We start from the raw sequence: 18,378 nt of genomic DNA, 5'->3' as shown, positions 1-18,378 counted from the left end.
GCTCGAACCACGGACGTCCGTGGTTCGAGCGGGTTCTCGTTGTGCTGGGCCAGCTCGCGCCGGGCCGCGCCGGGCGGTGCGCTTCAGACGCGCGACTGGACCTCCGCCAGGGACGGGTTCGTCGCGGTGCTGCCGTCCGGGAACACCAGGGTCGGCACGGTCTGGTTGCCGCCGTTGACCTCGGCGACCAGCTCGGCGGTGCCCGGCGTCTGCTCGATGTCGACCTCGCGGAAGGGCACACCGGCCTTCGTCATCTGGTTCTTCAGCCGGGCACAGTAGCCGCACCAGCTCGTGGTGAACATGGTGACGCCGCCGGCCTGGGGCACGAACGCGTCACGGGTGATCGTCTCGCTCATGTCCTCATTCTCGTCCTGCTCCCCGGGAGGCTCGTGACCGTCGTCGAGCCCCGGCGGCACCTGCCGGGGCGGTCGCGGCCGACCGCGTGACGAGGCGACCCCTCCCACCCTGGTAGACAGGACCGCGTGAGCGACACCCACCTCGAGATCGAGCGCACCTACGACCTGCCCGACGGAGCCCCGCTCCCCGACCTGATCGGCGTCGGCGGCATCATGCGGGCTGACCACCAGGAGCCGTTCGAGCTCGACGCCACCTACTGGGACACGCAGCGGTACGACCTGGTCGCCGCGCACGTCACCGTCCGCCGTCGCACCGGGGGACACGACGCCGGCTGGCACATCAAGCGCGCCGAGTCCGACACCGTCCGGCACGAGCAGCACTTCCCGCTCACCGAGGACCCGGACACCGTGCCCGACGAGGTCCTCGCCGCCCTGTTCACCGAGCGCCGGGGCCGCGGACTGCACCCGGTCGTCCGCATCACCACCACCCGCACCGTCACCCGCCTGCTCGACGAGGACGGCGACCAGATCGCCGAACTCGCGGACGACCGGGTCGTCGCCGAACGGCTCGACGACGACGCTCCGGCCGACCCGCGCACCTGGCGGGAGGTCGAGGTCGAGACCGTCGGCGGTGTGGACGAACAGGTCGCTCACGAGCTCTTCGCCGCGCTCGACGGTCGGTTCGCGGCCGTCGGCGCCGGCCCCGCCGCCGTCGCGTCCAAGCTGGCACGCGGGCTCGCCGGAGCACCGGCACCGCGCCTCCAGACCGTCGACCGTCCCGAGAAGGGGACGACCGCGCGCATCCTCACGAAGCGTCTCGGGAAGCTGCGCTCCGCGCTGCTCGACCAGGAGGCCCGGCTGCGCTCCGGCGAGAACGCTGAGCTCCGCGACGTGGCCGCGACGACGCTGGAGATCGCAGCGATCCTGCAGACCTACCGACCCGCGTTCGCCGCCGGTGACGCCGTCGACCGCGCCGTCGCCGGCGCCGACGCCCTCGCCGACGTGGCCGCCCGTGCCGCGCTCGCCGAGTACCTGGTCGAGCGGCTGCCGCGGGCGTCGACGCCGGCGCAGGACGCCCTCGTCGACGCCATGACCCGCGAACGCATCCTCGCCGCCACGCGCGAGCGACGCGACTCCGCGGTGCGGGACGTCGTCGCGGCGCTGCACGGGAAGCCGTTCCTGGAGCTCCTCGACGCCCTCGACGACGCCGTCGAGCGGCCCGCCCCGACGGCGTGGGCGCTCCGGTCGCCGAAGAAGGTCGCCCAGGACGTCACCGCAACGGTGAAGCCCCACGTCCGGGAGCTCGTGCGCGACGCCGTGGCCGACGACACCTCCGACACGGCGGCCGCACGCGAAGCAGCCGACCGGGCTGCGACCGAACTGGCCTGGCAGGGGACGATGCGCGCACGACTCGCGATGGACGTGCTCGGGGACGACGCCTTCCCGCACGCACTGTGGAAGCGCATCGGGACCGCCGCCGACGTCCTCACCGAGCGGGTGCGGTCGCTGTACGCACTCGACGCGCTCCGCACGCACTCCGGGATCGCCGATCGCGGAGGCGAAGGGACGTTCGGGTACGGCGTGCTCGCCGGCGACCGGGTCCGGATGGCGGAGGAGTCCTACGACGAGGCGGTGCACGCGCTCAACCGCGTGTGACCGTCGGACACGACGACGGCGCGCACCCGGGCCGGGTGCGCGCCGTCGTCGTGTCGGTCGCGGGGTCCGCTCAGCCGGCCGCGATCGGGTTCGCCGTCGCGGCCGCAGGGGAGACGTCGGCCAGACCGAGGACGTCGAGCAACCAGGCCAGTTCGAACGCCCGCTCCTTCCACGAGTCGTACCGTCCGCTGACGCCACCGTGGCCGGCGGCCATCTCCGTCTTCAGCAGGACGGGGGCCCCGACCTCGCGGAGCTTCGCAGTCCACTTCGCCGGCTCGACGTACAGCACGCGGGTGTCGTTGATCGAGGTCACGGCGAGGATGCGCGGGTACTGCACGTCGTCACGGACGTTCTCGTACGGCGTGTACTCGCTCATGTAGCGGTAGACCTCGGCATCGTGCAGCGGGTCGCCCCACTCGTCCCATTCGATCACCGTGAGCGGCAGGTCCGGGTCGAGGATGCTCGTCAGCGCGTCGACGAACGGCACCGCGGCGAGGATGCCCGCGAACCGCTCGGGGGCCAGGTTCGCCACCGCGCCCATCAGGAGCCCACCGGCGCTGCCGCCCTCGGCCACGAGCTGGTCGGCGCTCGTCCGACCGCTGTCGATCAGGTGCTCGGCGACGGCGACGAAGTCCGTGAAGGTGTTCTTCTTGGTCAGGGTCTTGCCGTCCTCGTACCAGTGCCGGCCCATCTCGCCACCACCGCGGACATGCGCGACCGCGAAGACCACCCCGCGGTCGAGCATCGACAGGCGCATGACGCTGAAGCCGGGGTCGATCGAGTGCTCGTACGACCCGTAGCCGTACAGGTGCAGCGGCGCCGGGGCGTCCGCGTCGACGGCGTCCTTGCGCCACACCAGCGAGATCGGGACGCGGGTGCCGTCGGCAGCGGTCGCCCAGTCGCGCTCCTGCACGTAGTCGGCCGGGTCGTACCCGCCCAGCACCGGCTGCCGCTTCAGGACGGTCACCTGTCCGGTCGCCAGGTCGAGGTCGCTCACCTCGGACGGGGTCACGAAGGACGTGTACCCGAGGCGGAGGGTCGGCTGGTCCCACTCGGGGTTGCCGCCGAGTCCGGCCGAGAACAGTGCCTCGTCGAAGGGGACCTCGTGGGGTTCGCCGTAGCCGTCGCCCTCGATCGGGATGACGGCGATCCGGGGGAGCGCCTCGGACCGGTACTCGAGCGCGAGGTGCCCGGCGAAGGCGTCCACCGACTCGATGCGCCGCTGCTCGTGGTGCGGGACGACCACGCGGCGGTCGGCGGTCGAGGTCGGGTCGTCCGCGGGCACGTCGACCAGCTCGAAGTTCTCCGCGCCGTCGTTGTGCAGGACGAGCAGACGGTCGCTGCCCCCGACGATCGCGTGCTCGATCTCGTACTCCACGCCCTCGCGACGCGGCCACACCACACGGAACGCGCCCGTGGGGTCGGACGCGTCGAGGACGAGCGCCTCGGAGGTGATCTTCGATCCGAGCTCGATGACGATGTACTGCGACGAACGGGTGACCCCGACGCCGACCCAGTACCGGTCGTCCGGTTCCTCGAACACGACCACGTCGGTGTCCGCCGCGGTGCCGACCTCGTGCCGCCAGATGCGGTCCGGGCGCCAGGACTCGTCCACCGTCGGGTAGAAGACGTACCGCCCGGAGGGGTCGAACGTCGCGCCGGCTCCGGTGTTCGGGATGGTGTCGGGCAGGTCCTGCCCGGTCTCGAGGTCGCGGACGGCGAGCGTGTACCGCTCGTCGCCCTCGACGTCGACGCCGTACACGAGGCGGCTGCCGTCGTCGCTGATGTCGTACGTGCCGAGCGAGAAGAAGTCGTGTCCGTCGGCGAGGGCGTTGCCGTCGAGGACGACCTCCTCGCCCGGGAGGGTGGCTGAGCCCTCGTCGAGGGACGGCGGCGTCCAGTCGTCCGGCCCGCTGATCGGGGCGCGGCACTGCACGCCGTACTGGCTGCCCTCGCTCGTGCGGGTGAAGTACCACCACTGGCCCATCCGCACCGGCACCGAGAGGTCGGTCTCCTGCACGCGGCTCTTCACCTCGTCGAACAGGCGGTCCCGCAGCGCACCGAGGTGCTCGGTCTGCGCTTCGGTGTACCGGTTCTCGGCCTCGAGGTACGCGACGGTGTCCGGGGACTCCTTGTCACGGAGCCATTCGTAGTCGTCGACGAAGTCGATGCCGTGGTGGGTCCGCGTCACGGGCCGCTTGGCGGCGGTCGGCGGGGTGGTCACGTCGTGCTCGCTGGTCACCCGGCCCACCCTATGCGTTCGGGATGGAGGCCCGACCCGGCTCCGTCTCCCCGTCACGCTGCCGCTGGGGTCAGACCGGAGGAGCCCGGTGCCGCTGCCGCCCGGATCCGCTCGGCGAGTGCGTCGAGTTCGGCCAGGACGTCCGACGCCACCCAGGCCCGGTCGCGTCGACGTTCCGTGACGGGGCGGAGCACGCCGGCGCCCACGAGCTCGTCGATCACCGCGTCGGTCCACGGCAAGTCCGCTGGGAGCGCTGCGCTCACCGCGGCCTCGGTCAGCACAGGATCGGCCAGCAGGACGCGGAGGAGGTCCGGGCGGTGCGCCACGCGTGGCCCGTGGCCCGTCGGCCGGACCATGTTCCGGTCGTGCTCGATCTCGTCGAGTCGGAGCGCGGCGAACTCGACCTCGTCGCAGACGACGCCGACCGCCCGCGCCGTCAGGGCGACGATCCCGTCGACGTGGCCGTCCCGGTAGTGTTCGAGCTCGGCGAAGTAGCCCGCTCGATCGGCGACCAGAGCAGCGGCCACGGGCACGACGAGCGCGGTCGTGACGCCACGCCGCCGCAGGACCGCGTTGACCAGCGCTCGACCGATCCGCCCGTTGCCGTCGGTGAACGGGTGGACGGACTCGAAGTGGGCATGGGCGATCGCGGCCTGCGCCAACGCGTCGACGTCGTCCCGCGCGAGGAACGCGAAGAGGTCGGCCATCGCGGCGGGGACGTCGTCCGCGGGCGGCGGCACGTACGCGGCGTCCCGGGGAGACACCCCGCCGCCGATCCAGTTCTGCACCCGACGCCACTGCCCGGCGGCGGGGCCGTCCACCGGGTCGTCCCGCATGAGCACCGCGTGGGCGTCGAGCACGGACCGCTCGGTGATGCTGCCCCGACCGGCGGCCGTGATCATCCCGCGCAGGGCGGCGGTCGCCCCGACCATCGCCGTGGCACTGCCGTTCGCGCGGATGCCGACGAGCGCCCGGGCGTAGTCGTCGAGCGTGGCGTGCTCCTCCTCGATCCGCGACGACGAGACCGCCTCGGTCCGGGCGAGCAGCAGGTCGAACGCGGCCGTGCGGTCACCGAGCCGGCGGTCGAGGTCCACCAGGCGGTCGGTCGCGCGTGTCAGCAGAGCGGCGAGGTCGGGCGGCGCCACGTACGTCTGCTCCGCGATCGCGGGCGGCAACGCACACCGCACCGAGTGTGTCATCCGGTCGGCGCGCGGCAGCCGCCGGTTGCTCCGCCACGGACGCGTGGTCGAGCCGTGGCGTGGCCAAGCCCCCGCGGCACGCCCGCTCCCGGTCGCCGCGCGTGGTGCACCCGACGCCCCGGGACGGAGCGCCCAGTCCGCGCCGATCGTGACTGTCCTGTCGGCCGTGTCCGTGGTGCCCGTCATGCCGCCTCCCGTTCCTCGCACCGGCCGACGGTAGTGGCGGTGCGGCCCGATCAGGGAAGAACCCGGATGTCGTATGCACGAGCCGGGCCGGCACGGTCGGCCCGGCCCGTCCCGGTACGGGCACCGATCGGTACCGTTGTGGAATGACTGACAACACGTTCGTGATCACCGGTGCCCACGTCGTCCCCGTCGAGGGTGACGAGTTCGACGGCGGGGCGGTCGTCGTGCAGGACGGCCGGATCACCGCCGTCGGACCGGACGTCACCCCGCCGGACGGGCTGCCGGTCGTCGACGCCGCCGGTGCCTGGCTCCTGCCGGGCTTCGTCGAGGCGCACGGGCACGTGGGCATCCACGAGGAGGCGAACGGGCCCGCCGGGAACGACACGAACGAGATGACCGGCCCGAACATGGCGGCGGTCCAGGCGATCGACGCGGTCGACATCGAGGACGAGGGCTTCCGCGACGCCCTGTCCGGCGGCATCACGAGCATCGTCGTCAAGCCCGGCTCCGGCAACCCGATCGGAGGGCAGACGGTCGCGATCAAGACCTGGGGCGGCCGCACCATCGACGAACAGCTCATCTCGGACAGCGTCAGCGTGAAGAGCGCCCTCGGCGAGAACCCGAAGCGGGTCTACGGCGAGAAGGGCCAGACGCCGTCGACCCGCCTCGGCGTCGCGAAGGTCATCCGCGAGGCCTTCCTGGCCGCCGACCACTACCGCGCTGCCCGCGACGCCGCTGCGCGCAAGGACGAGCCGTTCGAGCGTGACCTCACGAAGGAGACCCTCGCGCGCGTGCTCGACGGGGAGCTCGCCTGGGACCAGCACACCCACCGTCACGACGACATCGCGACGGCGATCCGCCTCGCCGAGGAGTTCGGCTACCGCCTGGTCGTGAACCACGGCACCGAGGCCCACAAGATCGCCGACCTGCTCGCTGAGAAGGGCATCCCGGTGGTCTACGGCCCGCTGTTCACGAGCCGGTCGAAGGTGGAGCTCCGTGACCGCGGCATCCCGAACCTCGCCACGATCGCGGCGGCCGGGGTCCGGGTCGCGATCACGACGGACGCCCCGGTCGTCCCGATCAACATGCTCGTGACCCAGGCCACGATGGCCGTCCGCGACGGGCTGCCCCGGCAGACCGCGCTCGAGGCGATCACCTCCGCCCCCGCGGACATCCTCGGTTTCGGCGACCGTGTCGGCCGCATCGCCGCGGGGTACGACGCCGACCTCGTCCTCTGGGACGGCGACCCGCTCGACGCGACCAGCCGCGCGCAGCGCGTCTGGATCGAGGGCCGCCAGGTCTTCGCCTACGTCGACGGTCAGGGCGTCACGACACCGCGCTGGTGACACCGTGTCGGACGGGAGGCACGGGGCGCGGCGCACCCCCGCCCCGTGCCTCCCGTCCGACGCGTCAGTCCTCGCGCGCCAGCAGGAAGTCGTTGATGCGCTCCGTCATGCCGAGGTCCATCTCGATCCGCACCCCGTTGACGGTGTGGATCGGTGCCGCCTGCCGGATGCTGGAGACCAGCCACAGCGCGTCGGCGGCCCGCAGGTCGTCGAGCGTGACGAGCTCGTAGGCGGTCTCGATGCCCTCCTGCTCGGCGAAGCGGAAGACGTCGGCCTGCGTGGTGCCGTCGAGGATGCCGATGTCGGTGCGGGGCGTCACGAAGCGGCCGCCCACGGACATGATGAGGTTCGCGCGGGTGCCCTCGAGCACGTACCCGTCCGTCGAGACGAACAGCGCGTCGTCGGCTCCGCGGCGGACGGCTTCCCGGAGTGCCGCCATGTTCACCGCGTACGAGAGCGTCTTCGCGCCCTGCAGCAGCCACGGGGAGGTCCGCTCGACGTCGTGCCGGTAGCCGCGGTCGAGCGTGACGACGCCGATGCCCTCGGTGCGGTCACGCGTCTGGTCGGCCGACTGCGCCGCGTACACCCACCCGGTCGGACGCCCGAGGCCCTCGACGCCCCGGGTGAGCACGGTCTTCGCGTACGCCTCGCGCACCGGGTCGAGCCGGGCGCAGACGGCCTCGATCGCCCGCCGCCACGCGTCGACGTCCGGTTCCGGCAGGTCGAGCTTGGCGGCGGAGCGGACGAAGCGGGCAAGGTGCGCCTCGAGCGCCTGCGGTCGGCCGTCGATGACCGTGATCGTCTCGAAGACGCCGTCCCCGCGGGTGAGCCCGAGGTCCATCACCTGGACGTGCTCCTCGAGCGGCTTCTCCCACGTGAAGGCGTCCGACTCCGGGTCGTGCGGGGCTGCGGACCGCGAGGGCTGGTTCAGGACGGCGAGGACGGTGTCGGTCATGCCACCCATCCAACCCCAGGTCAGCGACCGCCGGGCAGCGCGTCCATGAGTTTCCAGACCGCCTGCGTCAGCTCGGGGTGCTGGAGCGCGATGCGCCGGAGACGGTGGTACTCCTCGCCGTGTTCGGTGCCGTGACCGGAGGCCGGGTGCGCCGACCACTGGGAGCTCCGGCGGCCGATCCGGACGTCGACGTCCATGGCCTCGGCGCGGAGGATGAGCACGACCTGCTCGTCCACGGTCGGCAGCGTGTGCATGAAGTCCCACGGGTCGTCGCCCTGCCGGCAGCGGTGTTCGACGATGACCGAGATCTCCTCGGCGGCTTCGGCGCGCAGCACCTCGAGGCTGCGCCCCGCCCTCCGGGACTCAGCCATGACGCCCCCAGAGCACGCCTGCCATGCAACGAGCGTACGTCATCGGATCGGCCACACTGGACCACATGACCGAGCGCGACGAGAGCAAGTCCCAGCACCCGGCCGTGGTCGTCGTGTACCTGCTGCGGGACGGTGCGGACGGGCCGGAGGTCCTGCTCGGCGAGAAGCGACGCGGGCTCGGCACGGGCCGCGTGGTCGGTCCGGGCGGCAAGCGCGAGGGCGACGAGACGGCGGTCGAGACCGCCGTCCGCGAGGTCGCCGAGGAGGTCGGTCTCCGCGTCGACGCTGCCGACCTGGAGGCCCGTGGCACGTTGGACTACCGGTTCCCGTTCCGCCCGTCCTGGTCCCAGGTCTCGGACGTCTTCGTCTGCCGCCGCTGGCAGGGGGAGCCGTCGGGCGGCGACGAGTTGGAGCCGAGGTGGGTGCCGGTCGACGCCGTCCCCTACGACGCGATGTGGGACGACGCGCGCTACTGGCTGCCCGGTGTGCTCGCGGGCGGTCGGGTCGAGGCGCGGGTCGTGTTCGCCGAGGACGACGCGACGGTCGCCGGGTTCACCGGGACGGGCATCGGGGAACCGGCCTGAGCGCCGGGGACGCCGGACGGTGAGGCCTGCGGGCCCGACGTCGACCGACGGTCAGCGCGACCGCTGTGTCCGCGTGCTGCCGGTCCGGGCCTCCTCGGCCGCGGCCATCACGTCCGCGTCCCCGCTCTGTCCGCCGAGCGGACGCACGAAGAAGTCCACGACCCCGAAGGCGATCGCGGCCACGAGCGAGAACATCGCCCAGCCGTCCCAGAGCCCGGCGACGCTGCGGCCGCCGCTCGGCGCGAGGACGATGCTCGTGACGTACGACATCGCCGCGAGCACGAGGAAGACGACGACGATCGTGACGAGGAGGCGGTGCCAGGCGATGCGGGACATGGTCACCCCAGGATACCGACGCCGGGAGCGCTACCGACCGCGGTCCAGCGGATCGTTCTCGAGCCCGTCGCGGCCACCGGTGAACACGTCGCCGCCGGCGCGGTCGTCCTCCCACCGGTCGTCGCGCACCACCTGCAGCGTGCCGGTCGCGGTCGAGGTCAGGCCGTGCCGCTCGAGCTCGGCGTCGCGTTCACGACCGAGGAACTCGCGGTTCGCGGTGTTCGCGTCCTGGAACATCGTGGTGCGGCCGGTGAGGATCGCCCGGATGCGACGGCGCTCCCACCACTGCTTGCCGAAGTACATGAGCACGAGCCCGGCGGCCGCGTAGCAGGCCATGGTGATCAGCCCGCGGGCCGGACCGGGGCCGACGCCGTAGACCTCGTGCTTGATCATGTCGACCATGCTCGAGCCGACCACGACGTGGTTCAGCCACGCGAACGGCTCCGGCATGAACCACTTCGGGTAGGCCCCGCCGGAGGACGGCATCGACAGGAACACGAAGCAGATCATCGCGGGGGCGGCGATGAAGCGACCGACGAAGTAGCTCAGCCCGTTGACCGCGAGTCCGATGGCCACGATCCACCCCCAGGCGATGAGCACGAGCGGCACGAAGTGCCCGGAGATCGCACCGACGACCGGACCCGCGAGGGTGTTCGTGATGACGGAGATGACGAGACCGCCGACGACGATCACGGTCATGCGGGTGCGGTGCCGCAGGGGACCGCCCATGATGCCGATGAACATCGCGACCATGTAGCCGCCGATGCACCACGCGAGCATGACGTACATCGGGACGGTGCCGTACTCGTCCCGCGCCGGCAGCGCGGCGAGCTCGGTGACCTGCGGCGTCGCGACCCCGATGCCGGTCGACACGGCCGTCAGCGTCGCCGGGACGAGGTTCGCGACCTGGAACTGGTGCGCGCTGGCCTTGAAGAAGGTGTTGGTCGAGGGGTCGTACGCGACCGCCATCGACCCGGCGAGGACGTCCCGCTTCGCGGCCGCGAGCGAGTCGTAGGTGTGGAAGACGAACTCACCCGGCAGGGCCTTCTGCACGGCCGCGACGAACGACGGGTCACTGCCGACGAGCGCCACCGGGACGTCGTGCGGATGCGGCGCGTGGAAGGCGAAGACGTAGCAGAGGCAGAAGCCGACGATGAAGAACAGCGGCATCCAGAGCTGCAGCCCGATGAGCTGGAGGGACGGGTGCAGGGTCGAGTACCAGCGCCGGTAGCGCCCGATCTGCTGCTTCGGCGGCGCGCTGGAGCGGGCGGCGGCGGGTGGACCGGCGGCCGTCCGCGCACCACCTGCCCGTTCCGGCAGGTCGTTCTTCCTCGGTCGGTCGTTCCGCGGCGTGCTCACTCGGCGCTGCGCTCCTGTCCTGTCGTCTGGCGCTCCACGATACGCCGCGGCAGCAGGGGTGCCTCCGGGGTGGGCGACGGGATCAGGAGCGGCTGCGGGAGGCCTGCGCGGAGTCCATCGCGAGCTCCTCGGCATCGAGCGTCACGAGTACGCGGCGCATGACCTCCTCGTCGAGGTTGCCCTTCTCGCGCTCCTCGAGGACGATCTCGCGGCGACGGTCGAGCAGCTCGCGTCGGATGTCCTGGATCTGTGCGCCACGGAGGCGCATCGGGGCGTTGCGCTCCTCGTCCTCTTCTTCCTCGGCATCGCGGCGGAGGGTCTCGGCCTGCCGCTCGAGCCGGGCCTTCAGGCGGTTCACGACGCTGTCGACGGCCTGGTGTCCGTACTGCTCCGCCCAGGCCGGACGTCGGCGCTCGAGCAGGGCGATCGCCGCTTCGGTCGTGCGCTGGTTGAGGCGCATCTCGCTGCGGACGTCCTCCTCGCTCTCCCCGGGGTCCTGCACCTGCAACGCGCGGATCACGAACGGCAACGTCAGCCCCTGCAGCAGGAGTGTGCCGACCGTCACGACGAACGCGATGATGAAGATGGTGTCCTGCGCCTTGACCTGGACGGGGTCGGAGACGACGGCGACGGCTGCTGCGAGCGTGACGACGCCCCGCATGCCGGTCCACGAGATGACCGTGAGCTCCCGCCAGTTCAGCTTCGGCTCCGCCGTGCCGCGCAACCACCGCAGGGAACGGTGCCCGCGGGACAACCGGACGCGCAGCGGTCTCAGCCACCTGCCGTTGATCCGGTTGCGCGCGTAGGACTCGAAGACGAAGAGCGGACGGACGAGGACCACGACGACGAGCACGACGGCCGCCGCGGTGAGGGTCTGGGCCAGGCTGCGGTTGCTCTCGAGCAGGTCCTGCACGACCGTCTTCAGCTGCAGCCCGATCAGGGCGAACACGAACCCCTCGAGGATGACGTCGATGCTCGTCCAGAGCGGGCGCTCCTGCAGTCGCGTCGCGTACCCCTCCTTCGGCGAGTTGTACCCGATGTACAGGCCGGCGGTGACGACCGCGATGACGCCGGAGCCGGACAGGTGCTCGGCGAGGACGTACGCGACGAAGGGCAACAGGATGCTCATGATCGTCTCGACCACGGGGTCGTTGATGCGCATCCGGATCCAGTGCACCGCGACGCCGAGGACGATGCCGACCGCGAAGCCGACGCCGATCGCCAGGCCGAAGATGCCGAGGTCCTGCCAGATGGTGAGCGACGTGCCCGCGGCGATGAGCGTGAACACCCGGACCAGGGTCAGCGACGCCGCGTCGTTGATGAGGCTCTCGCCGGACAGCACCGTCATCACACGGCGGGGGAGTCCGAGCTTCCGGCCGATCGCGGCGGCGGACACGGCGTCCGGCGGAGCGACCACGGCGCCGAGCAGGATCGCCGCCGGCCAGTCCATGTCGGGGATGATCAGGTACGCGGCGAGTCCCACCGCGAGCGCCGTGACGATGACGAGGACGATGCCGAGTCGCCGGATCTGCTTGATCGACTGCCGGAAGCTCTGCCACGACACGTCGAGTGCCGCCGAGTACAGCAGCGGCGGCAGGATCACCGTGAGGATCACCTCGGAGTCGATCTCGATCTCCGGCAGGCCGGGCAGGAACGAGACGGCGAGCGCGACGGCCGTGACGAGCAGCGGGGCGGGCAGCCCCTTGGCACGGGCGAAGCCGGTCACCGCGAGCGAACCGATCAACAGGATGAGGAGTTCCGCGGTGCCCATGAGGCCCATCCTCCCATCCGGATGGTTCGCAGGCTGAACGGTTCCGCAGCCCCGGTGAACGGCCGGTGGACGACAGGGTTTGCTCCGGAGCCGCCGGGCTGCGACACTTGCCCGCGGTGGACATCACACTCATAGTCGTCCTGGTCATCGCGTTGGCCCTCTTCTTCGACTTCACAAACGGATTCCATGACACCGCCAACGCGATGGCGACACCGATCGCCACCGGTGCCATGAAGCCGAAGGTGGCCGTGACGGTCGCCGCGGTGCTCAACCTCGTCGGTGCGTTCCTCAGCACCGCCGTGGCGACGTCGATCTCGCACGGGCTCATCAACGAGGGCCCCGGTGGCGTCGCCATCAGCCCCGAGATGATCTTCGCGGGCCTGATCGGCGCGGTCGTGTGGAACATGATCACGTGGTTGCGCGGCTTGCCCTCGTCGTCCTCGCACGCGCTCTTCGGCGGGCTCATCGGCGCCGCGATCGTCGGCGCCGGCTTCGACTCGGTGAACTACGCGGCACTGCTGACGGTCGTGATCATCCCGGCCTTCCTGTCGCCGGTGATCGCCGCGCTCGTGTCGCTCCTCGCCACGCGCATCGCCTACCGCGTGACCCGTCGTCCGGTGTTCCCGAACGAGCGCGGGGGCTTCCGCATCGGACAGGTGTTCACGAGCTCGATGGTGTCGCTCGCCCACGGCACGAACGACGCGCAGAAGACGATGGGTGTCATCACGCTGACGCTCATCGCCTCGGGCGCGCAGTCGAGTGACCAGGGCGTGCAGTTCTGGGTCGTCGTGGCCTGTGCCCTGGCGATCGCCCTCGGCACCTACACGGGCGGGTGGCGCATCATCCGGACGCTCGGCTCGGGCATCACCGAGATCCGCGCGACGCAGGGCTTCGCAGCCGAGGCGTCCACCGCCGCCACGATCCTCGCGTCGAGCCACCTCGGCTTCGCACTGTCGACGACGCAGGTGTCGTCGGGCTCGATCATCGGCGCGGGCCTCGGCCGCCGCGGTTCGAAGATCCAGTGGTCGACGGCCGGCAAGATCGTCATCGCGTGGTTCATCACGCTGCCCGCCGCCGCGGCGGTCGGGGCGATCGCCTCGGGCATCGCCCACTTCGGCGTCATCGGTCTCGTGCTCGACGCGGTCATCGGTGGTGCCGTGATCCTCGGCCTGTACCTGTGGTCGCTGCGCAAGCCGCACGAGCACGCCGCGGCCATCGAGGTCGACGTCGCCGCGAACGCCGTGCTGACCCGCAAGGAGCGGCGCGACCTGCAGCGCGCCAAGCGTGCCGAGGCCGTCGCCGCGCGTCGCGCCGAACTGAGCCGCGAGCGGACCCTCCGCCGCATGGCCGGACGCAAGGGAGGCCGTCGCTGATGGGTATCGCCATGGACGGACGCTGCGGAGGGACCTGCTGATGGGTATCGACTGGGCGGCGTTCCTGCTCGTCGCACTGGTGGCCGTCGTGTCGGCGTGCTTCGTCGTCACCGTCTACTCCGTGGGCCTCCGCCTCTGGAGCGCCGCCGACGCCCGCGCGGGCAAGTACACGGTGAAGGACGACGGCACCGTCGGCCCGGCCACCGCCGGCTTCCCCGACCCGACCGCGGCCTCCACCGCGATCCGTGCGTTCCGGGCGCTCGCCGTGGTCTGCTTCGCCGCCTGCGGTGCCGCGGTGCTGTACGGCGTCTACCTCATCGTCCCTGCCTTCCACTGACCTCCTGGCCGGCCGCACCGGCTGGACGGTCGCGGGCTAGCCTCGGGAGGTGACCGCGACGGAGAGGACCACGACGTGACGAGCGCTGCCACCCGCACCGAGACCGATTCCCTGGGCTCGAGGGAGGTGCCGGTCGACTCCTACTGGGGGATCAACACCCTCCGGGCGATGGAGAACTTCCCGATCGCCTCGGTGCCGATCGCGGTCTACCCGGACCTCGTCGCGGCCCTCGTGACCGTGAAGCAGGCGGCTGCCCGGGCGAACAAGGCGATCGGTGTCCTCGACGCCGAGCGGGCCGACGCGATCGACCGTGCCGCGCAGGAGGTCCGCGACGGGGCACTGCGGGACCAGTTCGTCGTAGACGTGGTCCAGGGCGGCGCCGGGACGAGCACGAACATGAACACGAACGAGGTCCTGGCGAACCGGGCCCTCGAGCTGCTCGGCCGGGAGCGCGGCGACTACGCGCACCTGCACCCGATCGACCACGTGAACCGCAGCCAGTCGACGAACGACACGTACCCGACGAGCATCAAGATCGCGATGATCACCGGTGTGCGCCGGCTCGCCGACCAGCTCGAGCAGCTGTCGGCAGCGTTCGCGGAGCGGGGGGAGGCGTTCGCCGACGTCCTCAAGGTCGGCCGCACGCAATTGCAGGACGCGGTCCCGATGACGCTCGGCCAGGAGTTCACCGGCTTCGCCCACACCATCGCCGAGGACGTCGTCCAGCTCCGCCGGGTGGTGCCGCTCCTCGGCGAGATGAACCTCGGCGCGACCGCGATCGGGACGGGCATCACCGCCGACCCGCTGTACCGCGACGAGGTGCGGCGGCAGCTGCAGGAGGCGAGCGGCATCGACGTCGTCACGGCCCCGGACCTCATCGAGGCGACGAGTGACGCCGGCGCGTTCATGACCCTGTCCGGCACGGTCAAGCGCAGCGCGATGAAGCTGTCGAAGATCTGCAACGACCTGCGGCTCCTGGCGTCCGGCCCGCAGGCGGGCCTCGGGGAGATCACGCTGCCGCCGCGGCAGGCCGGTTCGTCGATCATGCCCGGCAAGGTGAACCCGGTCATCCCGGAGGTCGTCAACCAGATCGCCTTCGCGGTCGCCGGCGCGGACACCACGGTGACGATGGCGGCCGAGGGTGGTCAGCTCCAGCTCAACGCGTTCGAGCCGATCATCGCGCACTCGATCCTGCAGTCCCTGCAGTGGATGACCCGCGGGTGCGCGACGCTCCGCGAGCACTGCGTGACCGGCATCCGGGCGAACGAGCTACGGCTCGCCGCCCAGGTGGACACGAACGTCGGCGTCGTCACCGCGCTGACGCCGTACATCGGCTACGCAGCGGCGGCGTCCATCGCGCACACCGCCCTGACGACGTCGACCCCGATCTCGACCCTGGTGATCGCCGCGGGTCTCATGGACGCGGACCAGGTGCACCGGGTGCTCAGCCCCGCCCGGTTGTCCGGCATCGAGCTGGCGACCGGTGCCATCCCGGTCGTGACCGAGGAGATGCTCGACGAGGCCGCCCGGGACGCCGAGGCCCGTCGCCGGTCCTGACCGCTGCCGGACGGGAGGCACGCCCCGGGTCCGGCGCGCAGCCTCCCGTCCGCACCGTGCGTGCGACGGGCGCGCCCCGGCGCGTCAGTTCGCGTTCGGGTGCAGCGCGTCGTACCGGCGGAACGACGGGACGAGCCGGAGCAGCAGCGCGACGAGCGCGATGATGAGGACGCCGCCGATGAGCGGCGGCCAGGCGAAGCCCGCGGCGACGACCAGACCGGCGTACAGGTCACCCACGCGCGGCCCACCGGTGACCACGACGATGAAGATGCCCTGCAGTCGGCCGCGCATGCCGTCGGGCGCGGCGGCCTGGAGGATCGTCCCGCGGAACACGCTGCTCACGTTGTCCGCGCCGCCGGCCACCGCGAGGGCCAGCGCGCAGAGCGCCAGTGCCGGCAGGATCCCCGTCGAGAACGTCTCCGACGCCCGTCCGCCGAGGAGGTGCGCGGCCGCGACGACGACGCCGAACGCGGCGATCGCGCCGCCGTAGACCGTGATCGCCCAGCCGACCGCCTCGCCCTGTCGGCGGACGTGCCCGAGCGGGCCGGAGAAGACACCGGACAGCAGCGCACCGACCGCGTAGGCGGCTGAGAGGGCGCCGACCGTGATCGACCCGCCGCCGACGACCAGGGCACCGATCGCGGGGAACAGCACCCGAGGCTGCCCGAACGTCATGGCGATGATGTCGAGCACGAAGGTCATCGTGATGTTCCGGGAGCGGCGGAGGAACCGCGCACCCTCGACGAGCGACGACAGGCCCGGACGGAGGGCGTCGTGCTCGGGAGCCATCCGTGGCAGCGTCACCACGCCGAGGAACGCGGCGCTGAAGAGCACGACGTCCACCGTGTAGGTCGGGGCGAAGCCGAACGCGGCGACGAGCACACCGCCGACCGCCGGCCCGACCGTCACGGAGAACCCGGCGCTGATGCTGTTGAGGGCGCTCGCCGCGGGGAGCAGGTCGTTGCCCACCAGCCGCGGGACGATCGCCGCCCGGGACGCGCCGATCACGGTGCCCGCGACGGCGTTGACGGTCACGAGCACGTAGAGCAGCACGACGCTGTCGAGCCCGAGCCAGGCGTGCGCGGCGATCATCGCGGTCGACACCCAGGCCATGACGGCGGAGACCAGGGCCACCGTGCGGCGGTCGAAGGCGTCCGCGAGCATGCCGCCGTACAGCCCGGCGAGGATCATCGGCACGAGCGAGATGACGCCGACGAGCGACACCATGAACGTCGAGCGCGTGATCTCGTACACCTCGAGCCCGACCGTGACGCTCGTCATCATGGTGCCGATGCCGGCGATCGAGCTGCCGATCCAGAGCCGCGCGAACGCGGGGGAGCGGCGGAGCGGGGTGAGGTCGGCGAGCAGGGAGCGGTGGGGCTTCGCGGGGGCGTCTGGTGTCACAGTGGAACCATTCTGTGGCCTGGAGGGCTCCTGCGGGGCACGTGCACGTCCTCTGGTTGACTGTCGGGCATGACTGACCTGAACAGCAAGCCCGAGTTCGACGCCCCCGAGGGCCCCGCCCCCACCGACCTCGTGGTCACCGACATCGTCGTGGGCGACGGCGACGTCGCCGAGGCGAGCTCGACCGTCAAGGTCCACTACGCCGGCGTCGAGTACGAGTCCGGCGAGGAGTTCGACAGCTCCTGGGGCCGTGGCGAGCCGATCGACTTCCCGCTCGCGGCGCTCGTCCGCGGCTGGCAGGAGGGCATCCCCGGCATGAAGGTCGGCGGTCGCCGCAAGCTCGTCGTCCCGCCGGAGCTCGCCTACGGCCCGGCCGGCGGCGGACACTTCCTCTCCGGCAAGACGCTCATCTTCGTCATCGACCTGCTCGGCGTCCGCTGATGGCGGGCGTCCCGGAGGTCCCGACCCTCGAACTGAACGACGGACACCGCATCCCGGCGCTCGGCCTCGGCACGTACTCGCTCGACGGAGACGAGGGGGTCGCGGCGGTCGGTGCGGCGATCACGAGCGGGTACCGCCTGCTCGACACCGCGCTGAACTACGGCAACGAGGACGCGGTGGGCCGTGCGGTCCGCGAGTCCGACGTGCCGCGCGACGAGTTCGTCGTGACGTCGAAGCTCCCGGGACGCCACCACGGCTACGACGAGGCACACCGCTCGGTGGACGAGACCCTGGCGAACCTGGGGCTCGACCACCTCGACCTGTACCTCATCCACTGGCCGAACCCGTCCGTCGGGAAGTTCGTCGAGACCTGGAAGGCGTTCGTCGACCTCCGGGACAGCGGCAAGGTCCGCTCGATCGGTGTCTCGAACTTCACCCCCGAGCACCTCGACCGCATCCTCGACGCCACCGGGGTCGCCCCGGCGGTGAACCAGGTCGAGCTGCACCCGTACTTCCCGCAGGCCGACCTCCGCGCCGTGCACCAGCGTCTCGGCATCGTCACCGAGAGTTGGAGCCCGCTGGCGAAGCAGTCCGAGCTCCTCACCGAGGGACCCGTGACCGCCGCGGCCGCAGCGCACGGTGTCTCGGCCGGCCAGGTCGTGCTCCGCTGGCACGTCCAGCTCGGCGCCGTGCCGGTCCCGAAGTCGGGCGACCCGGACCGCCAGCGCGAGAACCTCGACGTGTTCGGCTTCTCGCTGACCGACGACGAGGTCCAGGCCATCTCCGCCCTCGAGCGCGGGCGGCTCTGGGACGGCGACCCGGACACGCACGAGGAGATGTAGGCGGGCGCTCGCGTTCGGACCCGACCGGGGCAGGGGGATATCATCGGTACCCCTGTCCCGAAG

At 71.7% G+C, this 18,378-nt stretch carries 17 protein-coding genes; 8 read left to right on the top strand and 9 right to left on the bottom strand.

The genetic code is table 11. From position 1 onward, the window contains the following. Positions 1–83 precede the first annotated feature (83 nt). The gene (locus DEJ16_RS00495; RefSeq protein WP_110824018.1) at positions 84–356 is read right to left on the bottom strand and encodes a mycoredoxin; all 273 of its coding nucleotides are present in this window, start codon (positions 354–356) and stop codon (positions 84–86) included. Between the two features lie 126 nt (positions 357–482). Here DEJ16_RS00495 and DEJ16_RS00490 point away from each other — a divergent pair, with 126 nt between their 5' ends. Further along, positions 483–2,012 (top strand): CYTH domain-containing protein, encoded by a 1,530-nt coding sequence (locus tag DEJ16_RS00490; protein WP_110823849.1) that lies wholly within the window; start codon positions 483–485, stop codon positions 2,010–2,012. A 70-nt stretch (positions 2,013–2,082) separates the two neighbouring features. Here the strand turns inward: DEJ16_RS00490 and DEJ16_RS00485 are convergent, their stop codons facing one another. Both DEJ16_RS00485 and DEJ16_RS00480 read right to left on the bottom strand, forming a co-directional pair. Next, complete coding sequence (locus tag DEJ16_RS00485; RefSeq protein WP_110824019.1) at positions 2,083–4,254, bottom strand: S9 family peptidase; 2,172 nt, start codon at positions 4,252–4,254, stop codon at positions 2,083–2,085. A gap of 53 nt (positions 4,255–4,307) precedes the next feature. Continuing rightward, a complete protein-coding gene (locus DEJ16_RS00480) occupies positions 4,308–5,399 on the bottom strand; it encodes a Fic family protein (protein WP_181419393.1) in 1,092 nt (363 codons plus the stop codon). Positions 5,400–5,782: 383 nt separating this feature from the next. On the opposite strand from DEJ16_RS00480, the gene DEJ16_RS00475 reads away from it, so the two are divergent. Beyond that, entirely contained in the window at positions 5,783–6,985 is a 1,203-nt protein-coding gene (locus tag DEJ16_RS00475; RefSeq protein WP_110823851.1) for an amidohydrolase, read from the top strand. A 64-nt stretch (positions 6,986–7,049) separates the two neighbouring features. Here DEJ16_RS00475 and DEJ16_RS00470 read toward each other — a convergent pair whose 3' ends face one another. Then, positions 7,050–7,940: an aminodeoxychorismate lyase gene (locus DEJ16_RS00470; RefSeq protein WP_110824020.1), complete on the bottom strand. Its 891-nt coding sequence runs from the start codon at positions 7,938–7,940 to the stop codon at positions 7,050–7,052. A gap of 20 nt (positions 7,941–7,960) precedes the next feature. Next, positions 7,961–8,311: a tryptophan synthase subunit alpha gene (locus DEJ16_RS00465; protein ID WP_110823852.1), complete on the bottom strand. Its 351-nt coding sequence runs from the start codon at positions 8,309–8,311 to the stop codon at positions 7,961–7,963. Between the two features lie 65 nt (positions 8,312–8,376). Here DEJ16_RS00465 and DEJ16_RS00460 point away from each other — a divergent pair, with 65 nt between their 5' ends. Next, positions 8,377–8,895, top strand: coding sequence for an 8-oxo-dGTP diphosphatase (locus DEJ16_RS00460; RefSeq protein ID WP_110823853.1), 519 nt, complete (start codon positions 8,377–8,379; stop codon positions 8,893–8,895). Between the two features lie 51 nt (positions 8,896–8,946). Here DEJ16_RS00460 and DEJ16_RS00455 read toward each other — a convergent pair whose 3' ends face one another. The 3 genes from DEJ16_RS00455 to DEJ16_RS00445 all read right to left on the bottom strand — a co-directional run bounded on the left by DEJ16_RS00455 (position 8,947) and on the right by DEJ16_RS00445 (position 12,361). After that, a complete protein-coding gene (locus DEJ16_RS00455) occupies positions 8,947–9,231 on the bottom strand; it encodes a hypothetical protein (RefSeq protein ID WP_146232769.1) in 285 nt (94 codons plus the stop codon). 30 nt (positions 9,232–9,261) lie between these two features. Next, positions 9,262–10,590: an ABC transporter permease gene (locus DEJ16_RS00450; protein ID WP_110823855.1), complete on the bottom strand. Its 1,329-nt coding sequence runs from the start codon at positions 10,588–10,590 to the stop codon at positions 9,262–9,264. Between the two features lie 82 nt (positions 10,591–10,672). Next, complete coding sequence (locus tag DEJ16_RS00445; protein ID WP_110824021.1) at positions 10,673–12,361, bottom strand: sodium:proton antiporter; 1,689 nt, start codon at positions 12,359–12,361, stop codon at positions 10,673–10,675. A 116-nt stretch (positions 12,362–12,477) separates the two neighbouring features. Here DEJ16_RS00445 and DEJ16_RS00440 point away from each other — a divergent pair, with 116 nt between their 5' ends. The 3 genes from DEJ16_RS00440 (at position 12,478) to DEJ16_RS00430 (ending at position 15,628) form a co-directional block, all read left to right on the top strand. Further along, complete coding sequence (locus DEJ16_RS00440; RefSeq protein ID WP_110823856.1) at positions 12,478–13,734, top strand: inorganic phosphate transporter; 1,257 nt, start codon at positions 12,478–12,480, stop codon at positions 13,732–13,734. Between the two features lie 40 nt (positions 13,735–13,774). Beyond that, positions 13,775–14,071: a hypothetical protein gene (locus DEJ16_RS00435; protein ID WP_110823857.1), complete on the top strand. Its 297-nt coding sequence runs from the start codon at positions 13,775–13,777 to the stop codon at positions 14,069–14,071. 75 nt (positions 14,072–14,146) lie between these two features. Then, the gene (locus DEJ16_RS00430) at positions 14,147–15,628 is read left to right on the top strand and encodes an aspartate ammonia-lyase (protein WP_110823858.1); all 1,482 of its coding nucleotides are present in this window, start codon (positions 14,147–14,149) and stop codon (positions 15,626–15,628) included. An 84-nt stretch (positions 15,629–15,712) separates the two neighbouring features. On the opposite strand, the gene DEJ16_RS00425 is transcribed toward DEJ16_RS00430, so the two are convergent. Then, complete coding sequence (locus DEJ16_RS00425) at positions 15,713–17,032, bottom strand: MFS transporter (protein WP_110823859.1); 1,320 nt, start codon at positions 17,030–17,032, stop codon at positions 15,713–15,715. A 69-nt stretch (positions 17,033–17,101) separates the two neighbouring features. On the opposite strand from DEJ16_RS00425, the gene DEJ16_RS00420 reads away from it, so the two are divergent. Together DEJ16_RS00420 and DEJ16_RS00415 are read left to right on the top strand one after the other, a co-directional pair. Beyond that, on the top strand, positions 17,102–17,473 hold the full coding sequence (locus DEJ16_RS00420; RefSeq protein ID WP_110823860.1) for an FKBP-type peptidyl-prolyl cis-trans isomerase: 372 nt from the start codon (positions 17,102–17,104) through the stop codon (positions 17,471–17,473). Next, positions 17,473–18,315 carry an aldo/keto reductase gene (locus DEJ16_RS00415; RefSeq protein WP_110823861.1) on the top strand — a complete coding sequence of 281 codons (843 nt, stop codon included), beginning with the start codon at positions 17,473–17,475 and terminating at the stop codon, positions 18,313–18,315. Before DEJ16_RS00420 ends, DEJ16_RS00415 begins: the two co-directional genes overlap by 1 nt. Positions 18,316–18,378 lie beyond the last annotated feature (63 nt).

Origin of the sequence: Curtobacterium sp. MCJR17_055, assembly GCF_003224335.1 — a bacterium.
GTDB lineage: Bacteria > Actinomycetota > Actinomycetes > Actinomycetales > Microbacteriaceae > Curtobacterium.
Note: the sequence above shows the minus strand (reverse complement) of the source record. Positions and strands in the feature narration are given on the sequence as shown.

Excerpts from the sequence above, each read along its gene's own strand:
- DEJ16_RS00495 (WP_110824018.1), bottom strand. The coding sequence starts at position 356 with ATGAGCGAGACGATCACCCGTGACGCGTTCGTGCCCCAGGCCGGCGGC.
- DEJ16_RS00420 (WP_110823860.1), top strand. The coding sequence starts at position 17,102 with ATGACTGACCTGAACAGCAAGCCCGAGTTCGACGCCCCCGAGGGCCCC.
- DEJ16_RS00465 (WP_110823852.1), bottom strand. The coding sequence starts at position 8,311 with ATGGCTGAGTCCCGGAGGGCGGGGCGCAGCCTCGAGGTGCTGCGCGCC.
- DEJ16_RS00455 (WP_146232769.1), bottom strand. The coding sequence starts at position 9,231 with ATGTCCCGCATCGCCTGGCACCGCCTCCTCGTCACGATCGTCGTCGTC.
- DEJ16_RS00445 (WP_110824021.1), bottom strand. The coding sequence starts at position 12,361 with ATGGGCACCGCGGAACTCCTCATCCTGTTGATCGGTTCGCTCGCGGTG.
- DEJ16_RS00415 (WP_110823861.1), top strand. The coding sequence starts at position 17,473 with ATGGCGGGCGTCCCGGAGGTCCCGACCCTCGAACTGAACGACGGACAC.
- DEJ16_RS00460 (WP_110823853.1), top strand. The coding sequence starts at position 8,377 with ATGACCGAGCGCGACGAGAGCAAGTCCCAGCACCCGGCCGTGGTCGTC.
- DEJ16_RS00475 (WP_110823851.1), top strand. The coding sequence starts at position 5,783 with ATGACTGACAACACGTTCGTGATCACCGGTGCCCACGTCGTCCCCGTC.
- DEJ16_RS00470 (WP_110824020.1), bottom strand. The coding sequence starts at position 7,940 with ATGACCGACACCGTCCTCGCCGTCCTGAACCAGCCCTCGCGGTCCGCA.
- DEJ16_RS00435 (WP_110823857.1), top strand. The coding sequence starts at position 13,775 with ATGGGTATCGACTGGGCGGCGTTCCTGCTCGTCGCACTGGTGGCCGTC.